Source organism: Clostridium tanneri (assembly GCF_033659955.1).
Lineage (GTDB): Bacteria > Bacillota > Clostridia > Clostridiales > Clostridiaceae > Clostridium_AM > Clostridium_AM tanneri.
Genome location: NZ_JARUJP010000001.1, coordinates 33,777 through 53,674, shown reverse-complemented (window position 1 = coordinate 53,674; position 19,898 = coordinate 33,777). Strand labels below are relative to the sequence as shown.

Here is a 19,898-nt window from a genome sequence, read left to right as displayed (position 1 = left end):
ACCTTAAAGCATATTAATGAATTAGGATAGGGAGAACTTGTTATTTTGTATAGGAGAATTTAAATATTGAAAAGTTTAGAAAATGTATATTACAATAAAAACAGGGCAATATTCTATAATAAGATTAATAATAAGGACATTTTGTTTGTAAAAGAAATATCTATTTGGTATAATATAGACAAGATTACCTTTTGAATAATGTCAAAACCTAGGGGGTATAAAAATGGAAGAAAATATTAGGAATGAAATTGACATGGGTATTGTAAAGATATCCGACGAAGTAGTGGGAGTGATTGCAGGTCTTGCTACTACAGAAGTTAAAGGTATAGTTGGAATGAGTGCTAGCTTAGTTGGCGGCATAACTCAAATACTCACTGGCAAGAAAAACTTATCAAAAGGAGTTAAGGTAAGCGTAGGAGAGAATAGTGCTGCTATTGATTTATATGTTGTTGTAGATTATGGAGTAAGGATTCCTGAAGTAGCCGTAGAGGTACAGGAAAACGTAAAGAAAGCTGTTGAATCAATGACAGGACTTAACGTTTCAGCAGTAAACATACATGTGCAAAATGTTATGATTCCTAAAGCGGATGGTACTATGGAAGATATTGAAGAGTAATATTTACACCCTCTGTATTCAGAGGGTGTTTCCTTGTCCACAGTTAAACTTGAACTAGTGTAATAGTTTAAAGTATAATTATATCTAAAATGACAATAATTAATTATAGAAGAATACTTAGCCAAGTAGGAGGAAAAAATGAACAGAAGAAAATCAAGAGAATTAGCTATGAAACTGTTATTTCAAATCACAATAAATAAGGAAGACTTTAAGGATGCTATATCTAACTTAAAGGAAAATATCGAAGCAGATAGAGAAGATTTCGATGAAGAGACTGGACTACCTTTAAAGAAAGAATCTAACCCTGAAGATATTGATTTGGCAGAGGTAGATATGGAATACGTCGTAAGAGTTCTTAAGGGAGTTCAGGAAAATAGAGAAGCCATAGATAAGCAAATAGAAAACCATCTTAAAAATTGGAAGTTAAATAGAATATCTAAGGTTGATCTTACTATATTAAGAGTATGTACATATGAATTTATATATGAAGAAACTATTCCAGAAAATGTATCTATAAATGAGGCTATTGAGTTAGCAAAGAAGTATTCTGCAGATAAGTCAGCTTCTTTTATAAACGGAGTTTTAGGAAGTATGATAAAGAATAAGTAAAGTTATACATAAATATTAAGAAGGTAGAAATGATATGTATATTAAAACTTTAACCATATCTGAAATAAATAAGTACATAAAAAAAGTATTAGATAATGATTTCATATTATCTAATTCTAGCATAAAAGGCGAAATATCAAATTTTAAACTTCACAGTAGTGGACATATGTATTTTTCATTAAAAGATGAAAATAGCAAGATAAATTGTATAATGTTTAAAGGAAATTCTAGAAACTTAACCTTCCTTCCAGAGAATGGAATGAAGGTTATAGTTAAAGGACGAGTTTCTCTTTATGAGAAAGAAGGAGCCTATCAATTCTATTGCGATAAAATGGAATTAGAAGGTATAGGAGAGCTTTATATAGCCTTTGAAAAGCTGAAAAATCGACTTGAATTGGAAGGTTTATTTAAAGATGAACATAAGAAAGCTATACCTAAATATGTACAAAAAATAGGAGTTATAACATCACCAACTGGTGCAGCAATCAAAGATATAATTAATGTTACAAAAACAAGAAACAAAAGTGTGGAGATGGTGGTGTATCCAGCATTAGTTCAAGGAATTAACGCTAGTAAAGATATAATAAAGGGTATAGAAGTATTGAATAAAATAGAGGATATAGATCTTATTATATTGGCAAGAGGCGGAGGTTCAATTGAGGAACTTTGGTGTTTCAATGATGAAGAGTTAGCATATGCTGTTTATAATTCTAAAAAGCCAATAATAACAGGAGTCGGACATGAAATTGATTATACAATAGTAGATTTTGTAAGTGACAGAAGAGCAGCTACTCCTTCTCAGGCTGCAGAAATTGCAGTGTTCAGCCTTAGTCAGTTAAAGGATAAAATCCTATTTTATAAAAACAATATGAGTGGTTATGTAAGTAGAAAGCTAGCAGAAAAAAAATCTGAAATTGACATGTTAAGACATAGCCTAGAGATAAACAGTCCTACTGCATATATTGTAAATCAGTATAACAGTATTGATAGACTTAGAGAGTTAATAAATTTAAAGACAAGAGGCAAGTTGGAAAAAGAGAAAGAAAGACTTATCAGAGTTAATGCATTACTTTCAGCAAATAATCCCTTAAATATTTTAAATAAAGGATATGCGATAATTGAGGATAAGCATAAAAATATCATAAGTGAAATTCATGCACTAAAAGAAGCTGATAGCATTAAAATAATATTAAAGGACGGAGAGGCAGAATTAAGGTTAGAAGAGATTAATGAAGTGGTATAAAGGAGTGATATTTTGGCCAGAAAAAGCGAGTCTTATGAAAGTATGATGGAAAAGCTTGAAGAAATTGTAGCTGTTATGGATAGTAAGGAACTTTCTTTAGAGGAGAGTATGAAGAAATACGAGGAAGGTATAAAGCTATGCAATAAGCTTTACAAGACTTTAAATGAGGCTGAAGGAAAGATAAAATTGCTCACTGAAGAAGGACAAAAGGATTTTCAGTTAGAAAGCTAGTAAGAATGGAGAAATATAATATGGGGATAGAAAATCAAATCACAGTTGAAACCTTAAGAAGTGAAATTGACAACTGGCTTGGAAAATACTTCGAAGAGAAAGGCTCTTATAATAAAAAACTCTATGAATCTATGGCATACAGTATAAATGCTGGTGGAAAAAGAATAAGACCGTTACTTTTTATGTTAACATACATGTTGTATAAAGAAGATTATAGAGAAGTTCTACCGATATCAGGGGCAATTGAGATGATTCATACTTATTCGCTGATACATGATGATTTACCTTGTATGGACAATGATGATTTAAGAAGAGGAAGGCCTACTAATCATAAGGTTTTTGGTGATGCTATAGCGGTTCTTTCAGGAGACGGTCTTCTAAATGAAGCAATGAATATTATGTTTATGTACTGTCTAGATAAAGGCAGAAGAGAAATTGATATGTGTAGAATAATTTCAGAAAGTGCTGGAGTAGAGGGAATGATAGGAGGTCAAGTAGTTGACATCCTAAGTGAAAATACAAAAATATCAGTGGATCAGCTTTATTATATGCATAGTAAAAAGACAGGAGCTTTGATAAAGGCTTCCATATTAGCTGGAGCAATATTAGGTGGAGCAAGTAAAAGAGAATTAAAGGATTTAGACTATTTTGGCCAAAAACTTGGTTTGGCTTTTCAGATAAAAGATGATATTTTAGATATTGTCGGGGAAACAGAGATTCTAGGTAAAAAGGCTAAAAGTGACATAGATAATAACAAGACTACATTTATAACTGTTTATGGCTTAAATAAGTGTATAGAAATGTGTAATTCCCTTACAGGAGAATGCTTAGAGGTGTTAGATAAATTAAGTGGTGATACTGTCAAACTAAAAGACTTAACACTTTTTTTATTAAATAGAGAAAAGTAGTTGAATTTTATTTAAAAAGGATAGATGAAAATGTCTAATTTACTAGATAATTATAAGGATATTAATGATATAAAAAGTATGTCATTAGATGAGCAGAAGCAGTTAGCGGACGAAATAAGGTCATTTTTAATAGACAAGGTTTCTAGAACAGGGGGACACCTAGCTTCTAACCTTGGGGTAGTAGAACTTACCTTAAGCTTATTTAATGTTTTTGATTTAAATAAAGATAAACTTATATGGGATGTAGGCCATCAAGCTTATATTCATAAGATACTTACAGGGAGAAAAGATAAGTTTGAAGGCTTAAGACAATTTGGCGGTATTAGTGGATTTCCCAAAAGATGTGAAAGTGATTACGATTTTTTTGAAACCGGTCACAGCAGTACTTCTATTTCTGCGGCTCTCGGTATGGCAAGAGCTAGAGACTTAAAGAATGAAAACTACGATGTAGTAGCAGTAATAGGAGATGGAGCTCTAACAGGAGGCATGGCTTTAGAGGCGTTAAATGATGTAGGATATAGAAAGACAAAACTGATAATAATATTAAATGATAACCAGATGTCTATTGGTAAAAATGTTGGAGGAGTATCTAGTTACTTAAGCAAGTTAAGGGTAGATCCTAAGTACAATAGGTTAAAAGAAGAAATAGAATATGCTTTGAAAAAGATCCCTAACATTGGTAAAGGTGTAGCGAAATATCTTGAAAGAATAAAGAATGGTATAAAGCAGATGGTAGTACCGGGAATGTTTTTTGAGGATATGGGACTAAAATATCTTGGACCAATCGACGGACATAATATAAAAGAGGTAACAGAAGTATTATCTAAGGCTAAAAATATTGATGAGCCTGTTATTATACATGTAATAACCAGAAAAGGAAAAGGTTATGAATTTGCAGAAAAAAATCCAGGAAAGTTTCACGGCATAGGACCTTTTTATTGTAATAGTGGAGAATTATGTGTTACCTCCAGTGATACTTATTCAAAGGCCTTTGGAGACGAATTAGTCAGTATTTCGGAGAATAAGAAAAATGTAGTAGCTATAACAGCAGCTATGCGAGATGGTACTGGTCTTAAGAACTTTTCACAAAAATATCCTGATAGATTTTTCGATGTTGGAATTGCAGAACAGCATGCTGTAACTTTAGCAGCAGGTATGTCGCGAGAAGGACTAAAACCTGTATTTGCAGTATACTCTACTTTTCTTCAAAGGGCTTACGATCAAATTTTACATGATATTTGTATACAAAAGTTGCCGGTTATATTTGCTATTGATAGAGCTGGCATTGTTGGAGATGATGGTGAAACACATCAAGGAGTCTTTGACCTGTCGTATTTAACACATATGCCTAATATGACTGTTATGTCTCCAAAGTGTATTCCAGAACTTAAAACTATGCTAAGATGGTCAATGGAACAAGACTATCCTATAGCTATAAGATATCCAAGAGGTGGAGATAACTTAGGGGCTTCTTTAGAACCATTAAAGAATTTTAAATTGGGTACCTGGGAAACGTTGTATAATAAGGGGCAGATAGCTTTAGTTGCACAGGGAAAGATGGTTCAACATGCAGTTTTAGTTAAAGAAAGGCTTGAGAAGGAAGGAATAAGTGTTAGGGTTATAAACGCTTGTTTTATAAAACCTTTGGATAAAAGATTACTAGAAGATTTGGTAGAAGAAGGCGTTAACATAGTAACTATAGAGGATAACGTAATTAGAGGTGGGCTAGGTTCTTACGTACTTGAGTTTGTAAATACTTTAAATAGTAAGGTTAAAGTTTTAAATCTTGGATTTAGGGATGAATTTATACCTCATGGAAAACCAGATATCTTGTATAAGCTGCATGGATTGGATACTGAAGGAATTGTAAAAAGTATATTGAAAATAGTTTAGGGTGTGAAGGAGTTTACTATGTCAGAAATAAAAGAAAGACTGGATATTTTATTAGTTAAAAAGGGTATATTTACTTCCCGAGAAAGGGCCCGAGCAAGTATTATGGCCGGTGAGATATTCATTGATGGGCAAAGATTTGATAAATGTGGGGAAAAGGTAAAAGAAAGCGCTAATATTGAGTTCAGAGGTGAGGAACTGCCCTTCGTAAGTAGGGGAGGATTAAAGCTTGAAAAAGCTGTAAAAAGTTTTGATATAGATTTGCAGAATAAAACTTGTATGGATATAGGTGCATCTACAGGAGGATTTACAGACTGTATGTTGCAAAATGGTGCCAAAAAGGTTTTTTCTATAGATGTTGGATATGGTCAGTTTGCATGGAAGCTTAGAATAGATCCTCGAGTAGTATGTATGGAAAGAACAAATATAAGATATGTAACACCAGAGGATATAGGAGAAGCGGCGGATTTTGCAAGTATAGATGTATCTTTTATATCCTTAAAAAAAGTGGTTCCTGCTGTTATTAACTTGCTTAATGAAGAGGGAAGAATAATGGCTTTAATTAAACCTCAATTTGAAGCAGGAAGAGAAAAAGTAGGAAAAAAAGGTGTTGTGAGAGAAAAATCTACTCACAAAGAGGTAATATGCGGAATTGTAGATTTTATTAGAGAAAGTGGTTTAAGAATAATTGATTTAGACTATTCACCTATAAAAGGACCGGAAGGAAACATGGAATACCTAATTTACTTTACTAAGGAAAGAGACTATAAGGAAACAGTAGATGATAAATATATTGATGATATAGTTAACTTAGCGCATAAGGAGCTTAATGGGGAGGCACTATGAGAAATATAGGTATTAATGTAAATACAACAAAAGACCCTAATAGGGAAATGTTGCATTTAATAAAAGAAGCTATTATAAATCAAAATAACAATATTAATATCAGGGTTTATGAGGATGGTAATGGATTAGAAGAGTTAGAAGAAAAAAGTTTAGACGTAATCATTGTACTTGGTGGGGATGGAACTATTTTAAGTACTTTAAAACATATCTACAAGATAGGTATTCCGATTTTAGGAATAAATATAGGTCATTTAGGTTTTTTAGCTCAGGTTGATGGTTTAGATATTGGTTCTGCTATTAAAAGTCTCTTTGAAAATGATTATGTAATTGAAGAGAGAACAATGTTAGAATGTAGCTATAAGGAAGATGGAAAATTAAAAACTTATAGTGGACTAAATGATGTAGTGTTATATAAAGCACTTTCTTCTAGAATACAAAAATATGAAGTCTTTGTTAATGACAAGTATTATAATACCTTTAATGCAGATGGAATTATTGTATGTACGTCTACAGGATCTACTGCATATAACTTAGCTGCTGGAGGACCAATAATACATCCAGAATTGGATACAATTGCTTTAACACCAATGTACTCACAATCTCTGGCATCAAGAACTATAGTACTTGGCGGTAACAGCAAGATATCTGTTAGAGTTAGAAGAGATAACGAAAGTGTTTTTTTATCTGTAGATGGTCAAGAGTGGATAGAAACTGATAGCACAAAAACAATTGATATATGTAGATCCAATTATACATGTAAATTAGTAAAGTTTGAAAGTAATGATTACTTTACTACTTTAAGAAAGAAAATTACCTATAGAGCAAAGGAATGTGAAGGTGAAATATATGAAAGTAACAAGACACGCTAAAATACTTGAATTAATAAATTCCAAGGATATAGAAACTCAGGAGGAACTTGCAGAAGAATTGAGAAGCAGCGGTATGAATGTTACTCAAGCAACTGTATCTAGGGACATAAAAGAATTAAAACTTATAAAGGTTTTGTCAGATAGCGGTAAATATAAATATGCAACTATTATGCATACTGAAAACTTTTTATCAAACAAGCTAGTAAACATTTTCTCTCAAACAGTTATTGCTGTTGAGAGTGTTGACAAGTTCGTCATTTTAAAAACTATATCTGGTTCCGCTTCTGCAGCAGCAGAGGCTATTGATTCTTTAAATTTTGAAGGAATAGCAGGTACCATAGCAGGAGATAATACTATTTTTGTACTTGCAAGGGACAACGAAAAGGCTCAAACAATAAGCCAAAAGATGAAAAAAATGATTGCACAGTAGGAGGCTTTTATTCATGCTTCTTCAATTAAACATAAGAAACTTTGCGTTGATAGAGAATTTAACTATATCTTTTGAAAATGGCTTTAATGTGCTTTCTGGTGAAACTGGCTCTGGTAAGTCGATATTAATAGATGCTGTAAATTATGTGCTTGGCAGCAAGTTCAATAAAGATTTAATTAGAACAGGAGAGAATAAAACTTTTGTTGAAGCTATTTTTTCACTAGAAAACTCTAAAACTTATGAAATGCTTAAGGAATTAGATATAGAGGCAGAGGATTTGGTTATAATAAGCAGGGAAACCTTTCAAACTGGTAAGAGTATAACAAAGGTTAACGGAAAATCTATTTTGTTATCAGCTCTTAAGACAATAAGTGGCACTTTATTAGACATCCATGGTCAGCATGAAAATCAGAACTTATTAGCTCCTGAAAATCATATTTCCTACATTGATAATTATGGAGAAAACAGAATTAAAAGCATATTAGAAAATTATAGAGAAATATATAATAAGCTGAACACAGTAAAGAATAAGATTTTTGAGCTGACTGGTAAAGATGGAGAAAGAGAAAAACTTATAGACTTTCTCAAATATCAAATAGATGAAATAAATGCTGCCAACTTAAAAGCAAATGAAGAGGAAGAGTTAGAAGAAAAATATAAAGTCCTTTCTAATGCAGAAAGGATAAATAAAACACTAAATGTGTGCTATTCAGCTTTATATAATGGTACTGATAATTCTCAATCTATATATGACAGTTTGGGAACTGTTATTAAGGAACTTTCTTCATTAGAAAGTAGTTTTCCAAAGGTTAAAGATATATGCAATTCTCTTCAAGATGCTTATTATAATATAGAGGGAAGTATAGAACAGATCAGAAGTATAAAAGAAAATATATACTATGATGAGAATGAGTTAGAATATATAAATAGTAGAATATATCAAATAAATGGGTTTAAAAAGAAATATGGAAAGAATGTACGAGAAATTCTTCAATATAGAGATAATATTAAGAATCAATATGAAGAATTAATAAATAGCAGTGAAATTATCGAAGAACTAAAAAGAGAGCAGAATAGGCTGAAAGACGATTTAAAGGTTATAGGTTATGAGCTCCATAAAGAGAGAAGCTGCATAGCAGAAAACTTAGAAGTAAAAATAAAGCACGAATTGGATTTTGTAGGGTTAGAAAAAAGTGTATTTAAAATTCTTGTAGATATGGAGGATAAGTTTAACACTAATGGTATGGATAAGGTACAGTTTACAATATCTACAAACCCTGGTGAACCATTAAAGTCTCTTGAAAAGGTTGTATCTGGTGGAGAACTATCTAGAATAATGCTGGCACTAAAAACTGTCTTCGTAGACAAGGATCAGATTCCTTCTGTCATATTTGACGAAATAGATACTGGAATAAGTGGAAGAATTGCACAATGTGTAGCAGAGAAAATGTACTCTATATCCAAAAAGCATCAGGTATTTTGTGTTACACATCTCCCACAAATTGCATGTATATCTGATATGCATTATTGGGTTTCAAAAGAGATAAAGGATGAAAAAACTTACACTAGAGTAAGAAAAATGAATGAAGAGGAAAAGGAATATGAGATAGCTAGAATGATTGGAGGTTCTCAAGTTACAAAGCTTACCCTTGAACATGCTAAAGAACTTATAAAAATGGCTGATACAAAAAAAATTCAATTAAAACAGGATATTTCCTAAAGACTGTAATTATTTGCAGTCTTTTTTTGTTTTATAATAAATAATTTTTATAATTTAAAAGAAAACTATATTTATGTTAATAATTAAAGTTTAACAAAATTTTGGTGCTAAAAACAAAGTATTAACTTTAAATGAAACTTTATGATAGCATAATAAAATATCTAAAGGGGCAACTTAAAAACATAAAAATGCTATAAGAACAGGAGGTAAAAGTATGGGCAAAAAAATCAGAAACATTCTATGCTGGATAACTATCCCTATCCTGTTAATAACATTAGTTGCCTATTATAAAATTCAAAATATACCTACCACTATTTTTATTCGAGAAGGTCAAAATTTAAAGTCTGATACATTAGTAAAGGTATGTGAAAAAAATAATAAGGGATTTAGAAACATAATAGAAAAAGATACAAAAGCAAGTGTTAACGTACTTGGCGTCTTTCCAGTAAAATCTGTATCAATTAAAGCTGTTAGCAATGATATTGTTTTATATCCAGGAGGGCAGCCAGTAGGAGTAAAATTAACTACAAAAGGAGTTTTGGTAGTAGCCCTATCAGATATTAAAACTGATAAAGGAAAAATAACAAGTCCGGCAGCATTAGCTGGAATACAAATAGGTGATAATATAGTAAAAATAAATGGGGTAAATATCAAAAATGCAGAACAAACCCAAAGTGAGATTAATAATTCAGAAGGAAAAGAATTGAAAATTACAGTTGAAAGAAAAGGACAGCAGTCAGAAAAAATTGTTAAGCCTGTTAAGAATGAGGAAGATAAAAACTACAAAGTAGGATTATGGGTAAGAGATTCCACCGCTGGAGTTGGAACCTTAACTTTTTATGATGAAAAAAGTGGAATGTTTGCTGCTCTAGGCCATCCTATTACTGATGTAGATACAGGAACTATTCTTAATATTGATTCTGGAGAAATAGTACCGTCTTCAATAATATCAGTTAAAAAAGGATTAAGAGGAAATCCAGGGGAGTTAAAAGGAATATTTATTGATGAAGACTCAGTTTTAGGCAAAATATATAAAAATACAGAGTGTGGTGTTTTTGGTAAAAGTAATAGTAAATTATCAAATAAACATTATAAGCCCATGAAAGTAGCACTTAGAGATGAAATAAAGGAAGGGCCTGCTAAGATATTAACAACTGTAGATGGTGAAGAGCCAAAATATTACGATATACAAATAGAGAAGTTACTGTCCCAAGATACGCCAGGTCCAAAGAGTATGGTGATAAGAGTTACAGATCCAAAGCTTATTGAAAAAACAGGTGGAATTGTTCAAGGAATGAGTGGAAGTCCTATAATACAGGATAACAAAATAGTAGGAGCTGTAACCCACGTTTTAATTAACAAACCGGATGTGGGATATGGTATTTATATAGAGTGGATGCTTAAGGATGCTAATATTTTAGCAAAATAAAATAGCAAAAAAATAAGAATAAAAAAACAAAAAATTATAAAAAGTTAAAATATAAGTAAAAACTATGGTAAAATACAGGTAAATCATTGTATAATAGAAGATAGCATAAAGATATGCTGTCTTCTATTTGAGATTTTATTAAAAATTTTTGTTTGAAAAAAGGATTTGAAATTCTTTTGTCGAATGTATTATTGTAAAGATATGGGAATTAATAAAATAAAGGGGAGTAATAAATATGGAAGAATCAAAAATAAGTGTAATTATTGCAGATGATAACAAAGAGTTTTGTAATATTCTCAATGATTATCTTTTAAATCAGCGAGATATTGTTGTTACAGGAATAGCTAAAGATGGAGTAGAAGCTCTAAAACTTATCGAAGAAAAGAAGCCGGATTTAGTGGTATTAGATATTATTATGCCTCACCTAGACGGACTTGGTGTTTTAGAAAGATTGAATAGTATGGATATAAATCCTATTCCGAGAATAATAGTGCTTTCAGCTGTTGGACAAGACAAAATTACACAAAGAGCTATTACACTTGGGGCAGATTATTATGTAGTTAAACCTTTTGACATGGATGTATTTACTAAAAGAATTAGAGAGATGTTTAATAATACTATAAGTAGTGGAGGAGAAGCAAAAAAGAGTATTTCAATAATAGATACTACAGAAATAAAATTTGCTAAGAATGAACCTACTAACTTAGAACAGGAAATAACCAATATTATACATGAAATAGGAGTGCCAGCCCATATTAAAGGATATATGTACCTAAGAGAAGCAATAACTATGGTAGTGAATAATATGGAACTTTTATCAGCAGTTACAAAGGAGTTATATCCTAATATAGCTAAAAAGTACAACACTACAGCAAGTAGGGTAGAAAGAGCTATAAGACATGCAATTGAAGTAGCATGGTCAAGAGGTCAAGTGGAAACAATAAATAAGATATTTGGATATACAATACATAACGACAAAGGCAAGCCAACAAACTCAGAGTTTATTGCTATGGTTGCAGATAAATTAAGATTAAAAAATAAAGTTAGTTAACATAAAAAAATCTTCTTATTGATGTGAAAAGGTAAAAACATAATAAGAAGATTTTTTGTTACATACTATCATATAGTTGTATTAGTAAAAGGTATTAGATTAATAATAGTAGTATTATTATGAGTTTAAATTTTTAAAATATAAAATTCTAAAATTATTTATATTCACATAGTATTTAACAAGGAAGGTGATAAAATGAAAGTAGAATTAGATATGGAGGAAATTAAAAATATAGAAAATTTAATTGTAAGCAGAATTAATGAACTTAGAGATAAAATTGTAGACGATGCTGATAAAGAAGAGGAATTAAGGGAAATTATAAGATATTATAAAAAGTTGATAGAAAAAATAAATGATCAAAGAGATCTAAAGCATTGATAGAAATATCAATTGTTATATTCATGAGAAATTAGGTGTTATAGGATGAATTTTTAGCATACCCTTAGGTAAAAAGCCTAAGGGTATTATAGTTGGGTTTAGTTTAAAACAGAGTTATATTAATGTTCCTTTAATTGACAATTATACTTTGAAAGTATAGAATTAATATAAATTAAGATTTAGTTATAGGACTATATCATGTGGGAGGTGTAAAAGTGGATTTTTTTGAAAACACTATAGAAAGTAAAAATATATATAAAGGTAAAATAATAGATGTAAATGTCCATACAGTAGAGCTTCCAAATGGAAAAATATCAAAGAGGGAAATTGTAAATCACAGTGGTGGTGTAGCAATAATTGCTTTTAAGGATAAAGATACAGTACTCCTAGTAGAACAATTTAGAAAACCAATAGAGGGAACTCTTTTAGAACTTCCTGCAGGAAAAATCGAAAAGGGTGAAGATATTGAAATTTGCGGTATAAGAGAACTTGAAGAAGAAACAGGATATAAGGCTAAAGACTTCAAATACTTAGGGAAAGTAGTTACAAGTCCAGGTTTTTGCGATGAGTATATCTACATATATAAAGCTGAAAATCTCTATAAAGGTAAAGATGGCCTAGGAGATGAGGATGAGTTTATTAGTGTAAAGGAATTAAAGATAGATAAGATAAAAGAAATGATAAAGAGCGGTGAAATAACAGATGCTAAAACAATAAGTGCACTTATGTTTTTATAGCTTGTCATATAACTCCCTTGTTAGTCATAAATATAAAAAAGATGATTAAACAAAAGGGGGATAAAAAATGTCAGAAAACAAAATATTAGGTGTTGTAAATAAACATGTGCAAAATAATTTTTGGCTTTACGTTGTAAGTCTCCTATGTGTATGTACAGGAATAGTACTGGGTATATATAGTGTCAGGTATATGGGAGGCTTTGAAAAAAATGATCTTTTGAGCTACCTAAACAACTTTAGTACTACTATTAATTCACAGGGAGTAAATTATCAGAGTGTATTTATAGAAACAGTAAAAAGTAATATACCTATTTTGGCAGCTGTATGGTTTCTGGGACTAACAATGATTGGGATACCTGTTATACTAATTATTGATATTATAAAAGGGTTTACTATAGGCTTTACGATGAGTTTTGTAATAAGTGGCATGGGTATAAAAGGTATGTGGTTTTCCTTATTAGGGGTGTTACCTCAAAATATTATATATGTGCCCTGTATAATATTCACTTCTGTACTTGCAATGGAGTTTTCGTTGATGATATTTAAAGATAGGAATAATAGACAGTGGACTTCTAGTATTTGGGTTAAAGTTACATCTTATTCTCTTTCCTTTGTACTAGTAAGTATTGTTATGTTTTTAGGTTTCTTTATGGAGACATATATTACCCCTAACATGATTAAATTTATTATAGCAAGTATAGGAAGTGTTATACTATGACTATAAAAAGCAACATTACAGATTTTATAATAATATTTCTGAAATGCTTTTTAATTTTAATCTTTTTTGGTTTCTTTTTACCTAAGTTTTTAGATTTTATTTTATATTATTATATATGTAAACCTAACATTTATGATAACAGCATACTTGTTCATAATATTGTTAATAAAAATATAGATTTGATCAACAACTATGTTACTGTTTTTAAAGATTTTTTAAGATATTAAAATAAAAGCTTCAAAGAGTAGGAGAATACTATGAATAATCTTTTGTTAAAATACATAGAAGATTTAGAGAAAAAACAGTTTAGCAAAAATACTTTAGATGCCTATGTAAGAGATGTAAGTAGATTTATTGATTTTGTAAAGAATAGAGAAGAAGACATAAGGGAAATTGAAACGGTAACTATAATGGCATATATACAGTATTTACAAAAAGAAAGAAAGGCAGTTTCTTCTATAGTAAGAAATATTGTTTCCTTAAGAAATTTTTATAAGTATCTAATGAAAAAGGGAATCATAAGTGAAAATCCAGTAATGGATTATGAAATACCTAAAATTAAGCATAATATACCTAAGATATTAAGTATAGAAGAAGTAGACAAGTTACTTTCATTTCCAGACCTTAGCGTAAATAAAGGAATAAGGGATAAGGCTATGCTTGAAGTAATGTATGCTACAGGAATGAAGGTATCAGAGCTTTTAAATTTAACTACTTATGATATAAACTTAAAATTATGTTATATTAAATGTAAGGATGGTAAAAGACAAGAGAGAATAATACCTATAGGTTCTTTTGCAGTAAATTGCCTTCAAGAATATTTAAGAATAAGGACTGAGTTAAATATTTATAATTTAGACTTACTGTTTTTAAATTTAAAAGGTGTGCAAATGACAAGACAGGGTTTTTGGAAAATAATTAAATATTATGCTGAAGAAGCGGGAATAGATAAGACTATAAATTCATTTACCCTTAGACATTCCTTCGCTGTTCATCTTCTTCAAAACGGAGCAGATATAAAATCTGTTCAGGAGCTTTTAGGTCATAAGGATTTATCAGCAACACAAATATACTCGACTATTTCTAGAAAAAACAAGATAGCAGAGGTATATAAAAATACCCATCCTAGGGCTTAATTAAATAGAAACAGTTGAATAGATTTTTTCAAATATGTAATGTTAACAAAGGGTTCAGCCTAGCTGAGCCTTATTTTAGTACTATGGCAATTATGAAATAAAGATTGAAGTATAGGCTAATACTAACAATAAAAATATCTTAATAATATAGGAAAGGAAGATAGATATGACTAGAAGAGTAATATTAATTGTTCTTGATAGTGTGGGTATAGGAGAAATGGTTGATGCAGGAGATTATGGAGATATAGGAAGCGACACATTGGGTAATATCTCCAAAGCTGTTGGTGGTATCAGCCTTCCTAATATGGAGAAAATAGGGCTAGGACATATAACAGGCATAAAAGGTGTAAATAAAGTTGATAGTCCTACCGGTTCTTTTGGTAAATGCGCTGAGCTCTCTCGAGGTAAGGACACAGTAACAGGTCACTGGGAAATTGCAGGAGTAGTTCTTAAAGAACCTCTTAACACCTATCCAAATGGATTTCCTAAGGAAATTATACAAGAATTTGAAGAAAAGATTGGAAGAAAAATTATTGGAAACAAAGTAGCATCGGGAACAGAAATTATAAAAGAGTTAGGGGAAGAACACGTAAGAACAGGCTTTCCTATAGTTTATACTTCTGCGGATAGCGTATTTCAAATAGCTGCTCATGAAGAAGTCATTTCCCTAGATGAATTATACAAAATGTGTAAAATAGCTAGAGAAATGTTCGTAGGAGAAAAGGCAGTAGGAAGAATAATTGCAAGGCCATTTGTTGGTAAAGATGGTGATTTTACAAGAACAGCAAATAGAAGAGACTTTGCTCTAGACCCTTTTGATAAAACTATGCTAGATTATATAAAAGAAAAGGGTCTTGATGTAATGGCGGTAGGAAAGATAGAAGATATATATAATAAAAGGGGAATAACAGATGCTGTTCATATAAAGGGTAACATGGATGGTGTAGACAAAACCATAGAGTATATGAAGGGAACTGCTAAAGGCATCATATTTACTAATTTAGTTGATTTTGATATGCTTTATGGACATAGAAATGATTTTAAGGGGTATGCTAAAGCATTAATAGATTTTGATAACAGAGTTCCTGAAATTATTTCTAGTATGAGGGAGGAAGATATTTTAATTTTAACTGCAGATCATGGCTGCGATCCTACTACAGAAAGTACAGATCACTCAAGAGAATATGTTCCAGTGCTTATCTATGGAATGCAGGTAAAAAGTGGTGCAAATATAGGTATAAGAAAGTCTTTTTCTGACATTGGAAAAACTGTATTAGATTTATTAGAAATTAAAAATGAGTTATACGGTGAGAGTTTTGCAAAGGAAATAATTAAGTAGAACTTTATAAATAACCAAATTAGTAAGCTAATTGAGAAAATACTGGGAAAAGCTATAGTATAGCAGGCATCCCTATAAAAGACTATCTTTCAAAATTAGTGTAAATGTTTAAAAGGGCTTTTGCCCTTTTAAATATTTTTTCATAATATTATTGAATTCGGGAGAAAATACAATCGAAGGAAGGAGGAAGAATAAATGAAAAAGGAAAGCAAAGCTCTAATAAGCTTGTTATTAACTTTAATTTTTGTTATGGGGGTTTTTGTAAGACCAGTTAAAGGAGCACCCACTCAGGAAACTAAGGTTCAGGAAGATAATTTAACTGTTGATGCCAGGTCTGCATTACTTATGGAGCCTGTTAGTGGAAAAATAATAGTTGATAAGGGCTCACATGAAAAACTACCCCCAGCATCTGTAACCAAAATTATGACTATGTTATTAACTATGGAAGCAGTTGATTCTGGTAAAATAAAAATGAGTGACAAGGTTACTGTTAGTGAAAATGCAAAAAAAATGGGTGGTAGCTCTATGCTTCTAGACACAGGAGAAGTAAGGACTGTAGAAGAATTAATTAAAGGTATAGGAATAGCTTCAGGAAATGATGCAGCAGTGGCTATGGCTGAGTATTTATCTGGAAGTCAAGAAGCTTTTGTAAAATTAATGAATGAAAGAGCAGCAAAACTTGGAATGAAAGACACAACCTTTAAGAACTGCACTGGATTAAGTGAACCAGGTCATTTAACCACAGCTTATGACATAGCATTAATGTCAAGGGAATTGTTAAAACATCCTGCGATATTAAAATATACGGGAACATATATGGAAACTATATCTGAAGGAAGAAAAAGTCCCATTGGATTAGTAAATCATAATAAATTAGTAAGATTTTTTAAGGGCTGTGATGGTTTAAAGACAGGATTTACTGATGAAGCAAAATACTGTATATCTGCAACTGCAACAAGAGATGGAGTCAGAATGCTTGCAGTAATAATGGGTTCACCTAGTTATAAAGTAAGAAATAAAGATGCAAGTATGTTAATGAATTATGGGTTCTCAAAGTTTGAAGCTAAGAAGGTATTTACCAAGGGAGCGGAAGTAGAAAAAATAGCTTTAAATAAACAAGGAGATAGATTCTTTATAGCTAAGGCACAGGAAGATTTAAATGTAGTAATGGAAAAAGGTCAGGATGTCAAGATAAGTAAGAAGTCAATTATAGATAAAAATAAAAAGGAATACAAAGCTAACGAAACCGTTGGATACTGTGAAGTATATGTAAACGGAGAACTAGTTGGTAAAGTTAAGCTATACAGCGATAGAGATGTTAAAAAACCAGGTATCTTTGGCAATCTTAAAGGCAATTTTGTAAAAATCCTTGATAGAGGAGTATAAGCATCTTATTGCGTAACAAAAGTTTGAAGCACTAAACATCGGTGTGTTAAGTTGAGGTATACTGCTTGAAAGCCCTCATTTCGGCAAGAAGGTCTAATGCTGGCTCATCTTTGAAAATGAACTACAACTCAATGCTTTCTTCGAAAGCTGAGTTTCCGTTAACATTTTCAAAATCACCAGCATAAGACCTTCTAAGCCTCATTCGAAGCTTTCTACGCAGTACACCTCTACCTACACACCTGTTTTTAGTACTTTCAAAATTTTTGTTATGTGAATAATACAGCCAATAAAAATATGCGGCAGCGTAATTAGCAGAGCGAAATGTATATAAGGTATGTTATACATTAATTATTAAAAATTCTAGATAAGAATGCGGAGCATGAGTGAATGATATTTATGTAATTATGAAATTTTCTAAACTAAATACTTTATCAAATTCTAAAGAGTCCTTACGGACATTATAATTTGACTGTTTATATTAGTTAAAAATATCATCAGAACTCTTTGTAAGTGTTATACCGTAAGGGCTTGTCGCCCTATATTATAAGCTTATTTTTATATTATTACAACAAAATAAGAAAACTTAGAATAAGAATTAAAACTTTGTAGCCTGTGTGTTGGTAGATATGTAGTGTGACAGTTAGCTTCGAACAAGACTACAGCCTCTTATGTTGGCGAGTTTAAAAAGGATTCAAATTTTTCAGCTCTCGAAGAGATGCATTGAAAAATTTGATCTTTTTAAAAATCGAGCCAGCATTAGAGGCTGTTGTCGATGTGAGGGCTAACAGAGCACTACATATCTGCCTACATACACAGGCCACCAAGTCTAATTTCTAAGCTTTTCTTTTGTATACCATCATACTTAATAGTTGACTTTATTATTAATACCATGGATAATTATTAGATGAATTAGATTTTAAAAACGAAATTTTTAGGAGAGTACCATAAATGTCTTTAAATATAAAAATAGAAAACTTTGAAGGACCTTTCGATTTACTTCTTCATCTTATAAAGAAAAATAAGATGGACATATATGATATACGAATATATGAAATTACAAATCAATATTTAGAGTATATACATGCTATGGAAGAACTAGATCTTGAGATAACTTCAGAATTTATAGTCATTGCAGCAACTTTGATTGAAATAAAGTCCAAGCTATTGCTGCCTAAAACTAACAATGATGAAAGTGCCGCGGATGTAGAGGAACAAGATCCTAGAAAGGAATTAATAGACAAGCTTATACAATATAGAAGGTTCAAGTCGGCAGCAATGTTTTTAAAGGAAAGAGAACAGGGAACTGGACGAATGTTTAGTAAGAAGCCTGAAATAATAGAAGACAAGAAAAAAAGTGTAGAACCTAGTGAGTTTCTTAAAGCAGTTACAATGCTGCATTTATACGAACTATATAATAGTCTTATATCTAAATACAAAAGCAAGATGAATACCAGTAATATAATTAATAGAGAAATCCCCATTGAAAAATTTAAAATTGAAGATAAGATGAATTACTTGAGGGAGAGTATTCAATTTGAAAAGAAGGTTCCATTTTCTAGTATTATATATAAGTGTTCTTCAAAGATAGAAGTAGTTGTGACCTTTCTTGCCTTGTTAGAACTTATAAAAATAAAGGCTGTAACAGTGGTTCAAGAACGAAATTTTAAAGAAATTTATATTGAAAGGATGAGCGAAGTTGAAGGATAGAGATATTAACCAAATTGAAATAGAGGAAACCTCTTCTAAGAATATTTATTTTTCAATAATAGAATCCCTATTATTTGTATCAGGAGAACCAGTTCATATTAATCATATTGCTTCAATTATAGAGTGCAGTGTGAGTTTCGCAAAAGATTTGCTAGATGAAATGATAAATTCCTATAACTCGGAAGGAAGAGGAATTAAGTTGATAAATACAAATGACAGTTATAGTCTTGTTACTAATCCTAAGAATAGCAGCTACATAGAGAAGCTTCTAGGAACTAATTCAAGACAATCTCTATCTCAAGCGGCTTTAGAAACATTAGCAATTATAGCTTATAAACAGCCTATTACTAGAGTAGAAATAGATGAAATTAGGGGAGTAAAAAGCGAGAGAGCAATTGCAACTCTTGTAGAGAAAGGATTAGTCAAAGAAAGCGGTAGGTTGGAAGTGCCAGGAAGACCTATATTATATGGAACTACAGATGAATTTTTAAAATATTTTGGCTTGCAAAGTATAGGTCAAATGCCAGGAATTGAGGAGCTTATAGGAGAATTTAATTTAGATGAGGAAGAGGAGTTTAGCGATTAAGTTTAAAGAACTATTAGCTGAAAAGGATGTGTATTATAGTGTAATAATTTACAATATAATACACATCCT

The 19,898-nt window shown here is 31.0% G+C and carries 20 protein-coding genes; all 20 read left to right on the top strand.

Features of this window, described 5'->3' with window-relative positions:
- Positions 1-223: 223 nt before the first annotated feature.
- A complete protein-coding gene (locus tag P8V03_RS00265; protein ID WP_261670735.1) occupies positions 224-616 on the top strand; it encodes an Asp23/Gls24 family envelope stress response protein in 393 nt (130 codons plus the stop codon).
- Positions 617-754: 138 nt separating this feature from the next.
- Positions 755-1,225, top strand: coding sequence for a transcription antitermination factor NusB (nusB, locus tag P8V03_RS00260; protein ID WP_318796298.1), 471 nt, complete (start codon positions 755-757; stop codon positions 1,223-1,225).
- 34 nt (positions 1,226-1,259) lie between these two features.
- Positions 1,260-2,468 (top strand): exodeoxyribonuclease VII large subunit, encoded by a 1,209-nt coding sequence (xseA, locus tag P8V03_RS00255; RefSeq protein ID WP_318796297.1) that lies wholly within the window; start codon positions 1,260-1,262, stop codon positions 2,466-2,468.
- 12 nt (positions 2,469-2,480) lie between these two features.
- Entirely contained in the window at positions 2,481-2,699 is a 219-nt protein-coding gene (locus tag P8V03_RS00250) for an exodeoxyribonuclease VII small subunit (RefSeq protein ID WP_261670732.1), read from the top strand.
- 20 nt (positions 2,700-2,719) lie between these two features.
- Positions 2,720-3,607: a polyprenyl synthetase family protein gene (locus P8V03_RS00245; protein ID WP_318796296.1), complete on the top strand. Its 888-nt coding sequence runs from the start codon at positions 2,720-2,722 to the stop codon at positions 3,605-3,607.
- 30 nt (positions 3,608-3,637) lie between these two features.
- On the top strand, positions 3,638-5,500 hold the full coding sequence (gene dxs / locus P8V03_RS00240; RefSeq protein WP_318796295.1) for a 1-deoxy-D-xylulose-5-phosphate synthase: 1,863 nt from the start codon (positions 3,638-3,640) through the stop codon (positions 5,498-5,500).
- 18 nt (positions 5,501-5,518) lie between these two features.
- A complete protein-coding gene (locus tag P8V03_RS00235; protein WP_318796294.1) occupies positions 5,519-6,343 on the top strand; it encodes a TlyA family RNA methyltransferase in 825 nt (274 codons plus the stop codon).
- Positions 6,340-7,212 carry an NAD(+)/NADH kinase gene (locus P8V03_RS00230; protein WP_318796293.1) on the top strand — a complete coding sequence of 291 codons (873 nt, stop codon included), beginning with the start codon at positions 6,340-6,342 and terminating at the stop codon, positions 7,210-7,212. Before P8V03_RS00235 ends, P8V03_RS00230 begins: the two co-directional genes overlap by 4 nt.
- Entirely contained in the window at positions 7,190-7,642 is a 453-nt protein-coding gene (locus tag P8V03_RS00225; RefSeq protein WP_261670726.1) for an arginine repressor, read from the top strand. The genes P8V03_RS00230 and P8V03_RS00225 overlap by 23 nt, the downstream gene beginning before the upstream one ends.
- A gap of 13 nt (positions 7,643-7,655) precedes the next feature.
- A complete protein-coding gene (gene recN, locus P8V03_RS00220) occupies positions 7,656-9,362 on the top strand; it encodes a DNA repair protein RecN (protein WP_318796292.1) in 1,707 nt (568 codons plus the stop codon).
- A gap of 214 nt (positions 9,363-9,576) precedes the next feature.
- The gene (gene spoIVB, locus P8V03_RS00215) at positions 9,577-10,791 is read left to right on the top strand and encodes a SpoIVB peptidase (RefSeq protein ID WP_318796291.1); all 1,215 of its coding nucleotides are present in this window, start codon (positions 9,577-9,579) and stop codon (positions 10,789-10,791) included.
- Between the two features lie 235 nt (positions 10,792-11,026).
- Entirely contained in the window at positions 11,027-11,842 is an 816-nt protein-coding gene (gene spo0A, locus P8V03_RS00210; RefSeq protein WP_261670723.1) for a sporulation transcription factor Spo0A, read from the top strand.
- Between the two features lie 195 nt (positions 11,843-12,037).
- A complete protein-coding gene (locus tag P8V03_RS00205) occupies positions 12,038-12,220 on the top strand; it encodes a hypothetical protein (protein ID WP_261670722.1) in 183 nt (60 codons plus the stop codon).
- Positions 12,221-12,435: 215 nt separating this feature from the next.
- Positions 12,436-12,957, top strand: coding sequence for an NUDIX hydrolase (locus tag P8V03_RS00200; RefSeq protein WP_318796290.1), 522 nt, complete (start codon positions 12,436-12,438; stop codon positions 12,955-12,957).
- 67 nt (positions 12,958-13,024) lie between these two features.
- Positions 13,025-13,675 (top strand): stage II sporulation protein M, encoded by a 651-nt coding sequence (spoIIM, locus tag P8V03_RS00195; protein WP_261670720.1) that lies wholly within the window; start codon positions 13,025-13,027, stop codon positions 13,673-13,675.
- Positions 13,676-13,932: 257 nt separating this feature from the next.
- The gene (gene xerD, locus P8V03_RS00190; protein WP_261670719.1) at positions 13,933-14,811 is read left to right on the top strand and encodes a site-specific tyrosine recombinase XerD; all 879 of its coding nucleotides are present in this window, start codon (positions 13,933-13,935) and stop codon (positions 14,809-14,811) included.
- Between the two features lie 166 nt (positions 14,812-14,977).
- The gene (locus P8V03_RS00185; RefSeq protein ID WP_318796289.1) at positions 14,978-16,150 is read left to right on the top strand and encodes a phosphopentomutase; all 1,173 of its coding nucleotides are present in this window, start codon (positions 14,978-14,980) and stop codon (positions 16,148-16,150) included.
- 195 nt (positions 16,151-16,345) lie between these two features.
- On the top strand, positions 16,346-17,536 hold the full coding sequence (locus P8V03_RS00180) for a D-alanyl-D-alanine carboxypeptidase family protein (RefSeq protein WP_318796288.1): 1,191 nt from the start codon (positions 16,346-16,348) through the stop codon (positions 17,534-17,536).
- 948 nt (positions 17,537-18,484) lie between these two features.
- Positions 18,485-19,243: a segregation/condensation protein A gene (locus P8V03_RS00175; RefSeq protein WP_318796287.1), complete on the top strand. Its 759-nt coding sequence runs from the start codon at positions 18,485-18,487 to the stop codon at positions 19,241-19,243.
- Entirely contained in the window at positions 19,233-19,829 is a 597-nt protein-coding gene (gene scpB, locus P8V03_RS00170; RefSeq protein ID WP_318796286.1) for an SMC-Scp complex subunit ScpB, read from the top strand. Before P8V03_RS00175 ends, scpB begins: the two co-directional genes overlap by 11 nt.
- Positions 19,830-19,898 lie beyond the last annotated feature (69 nt).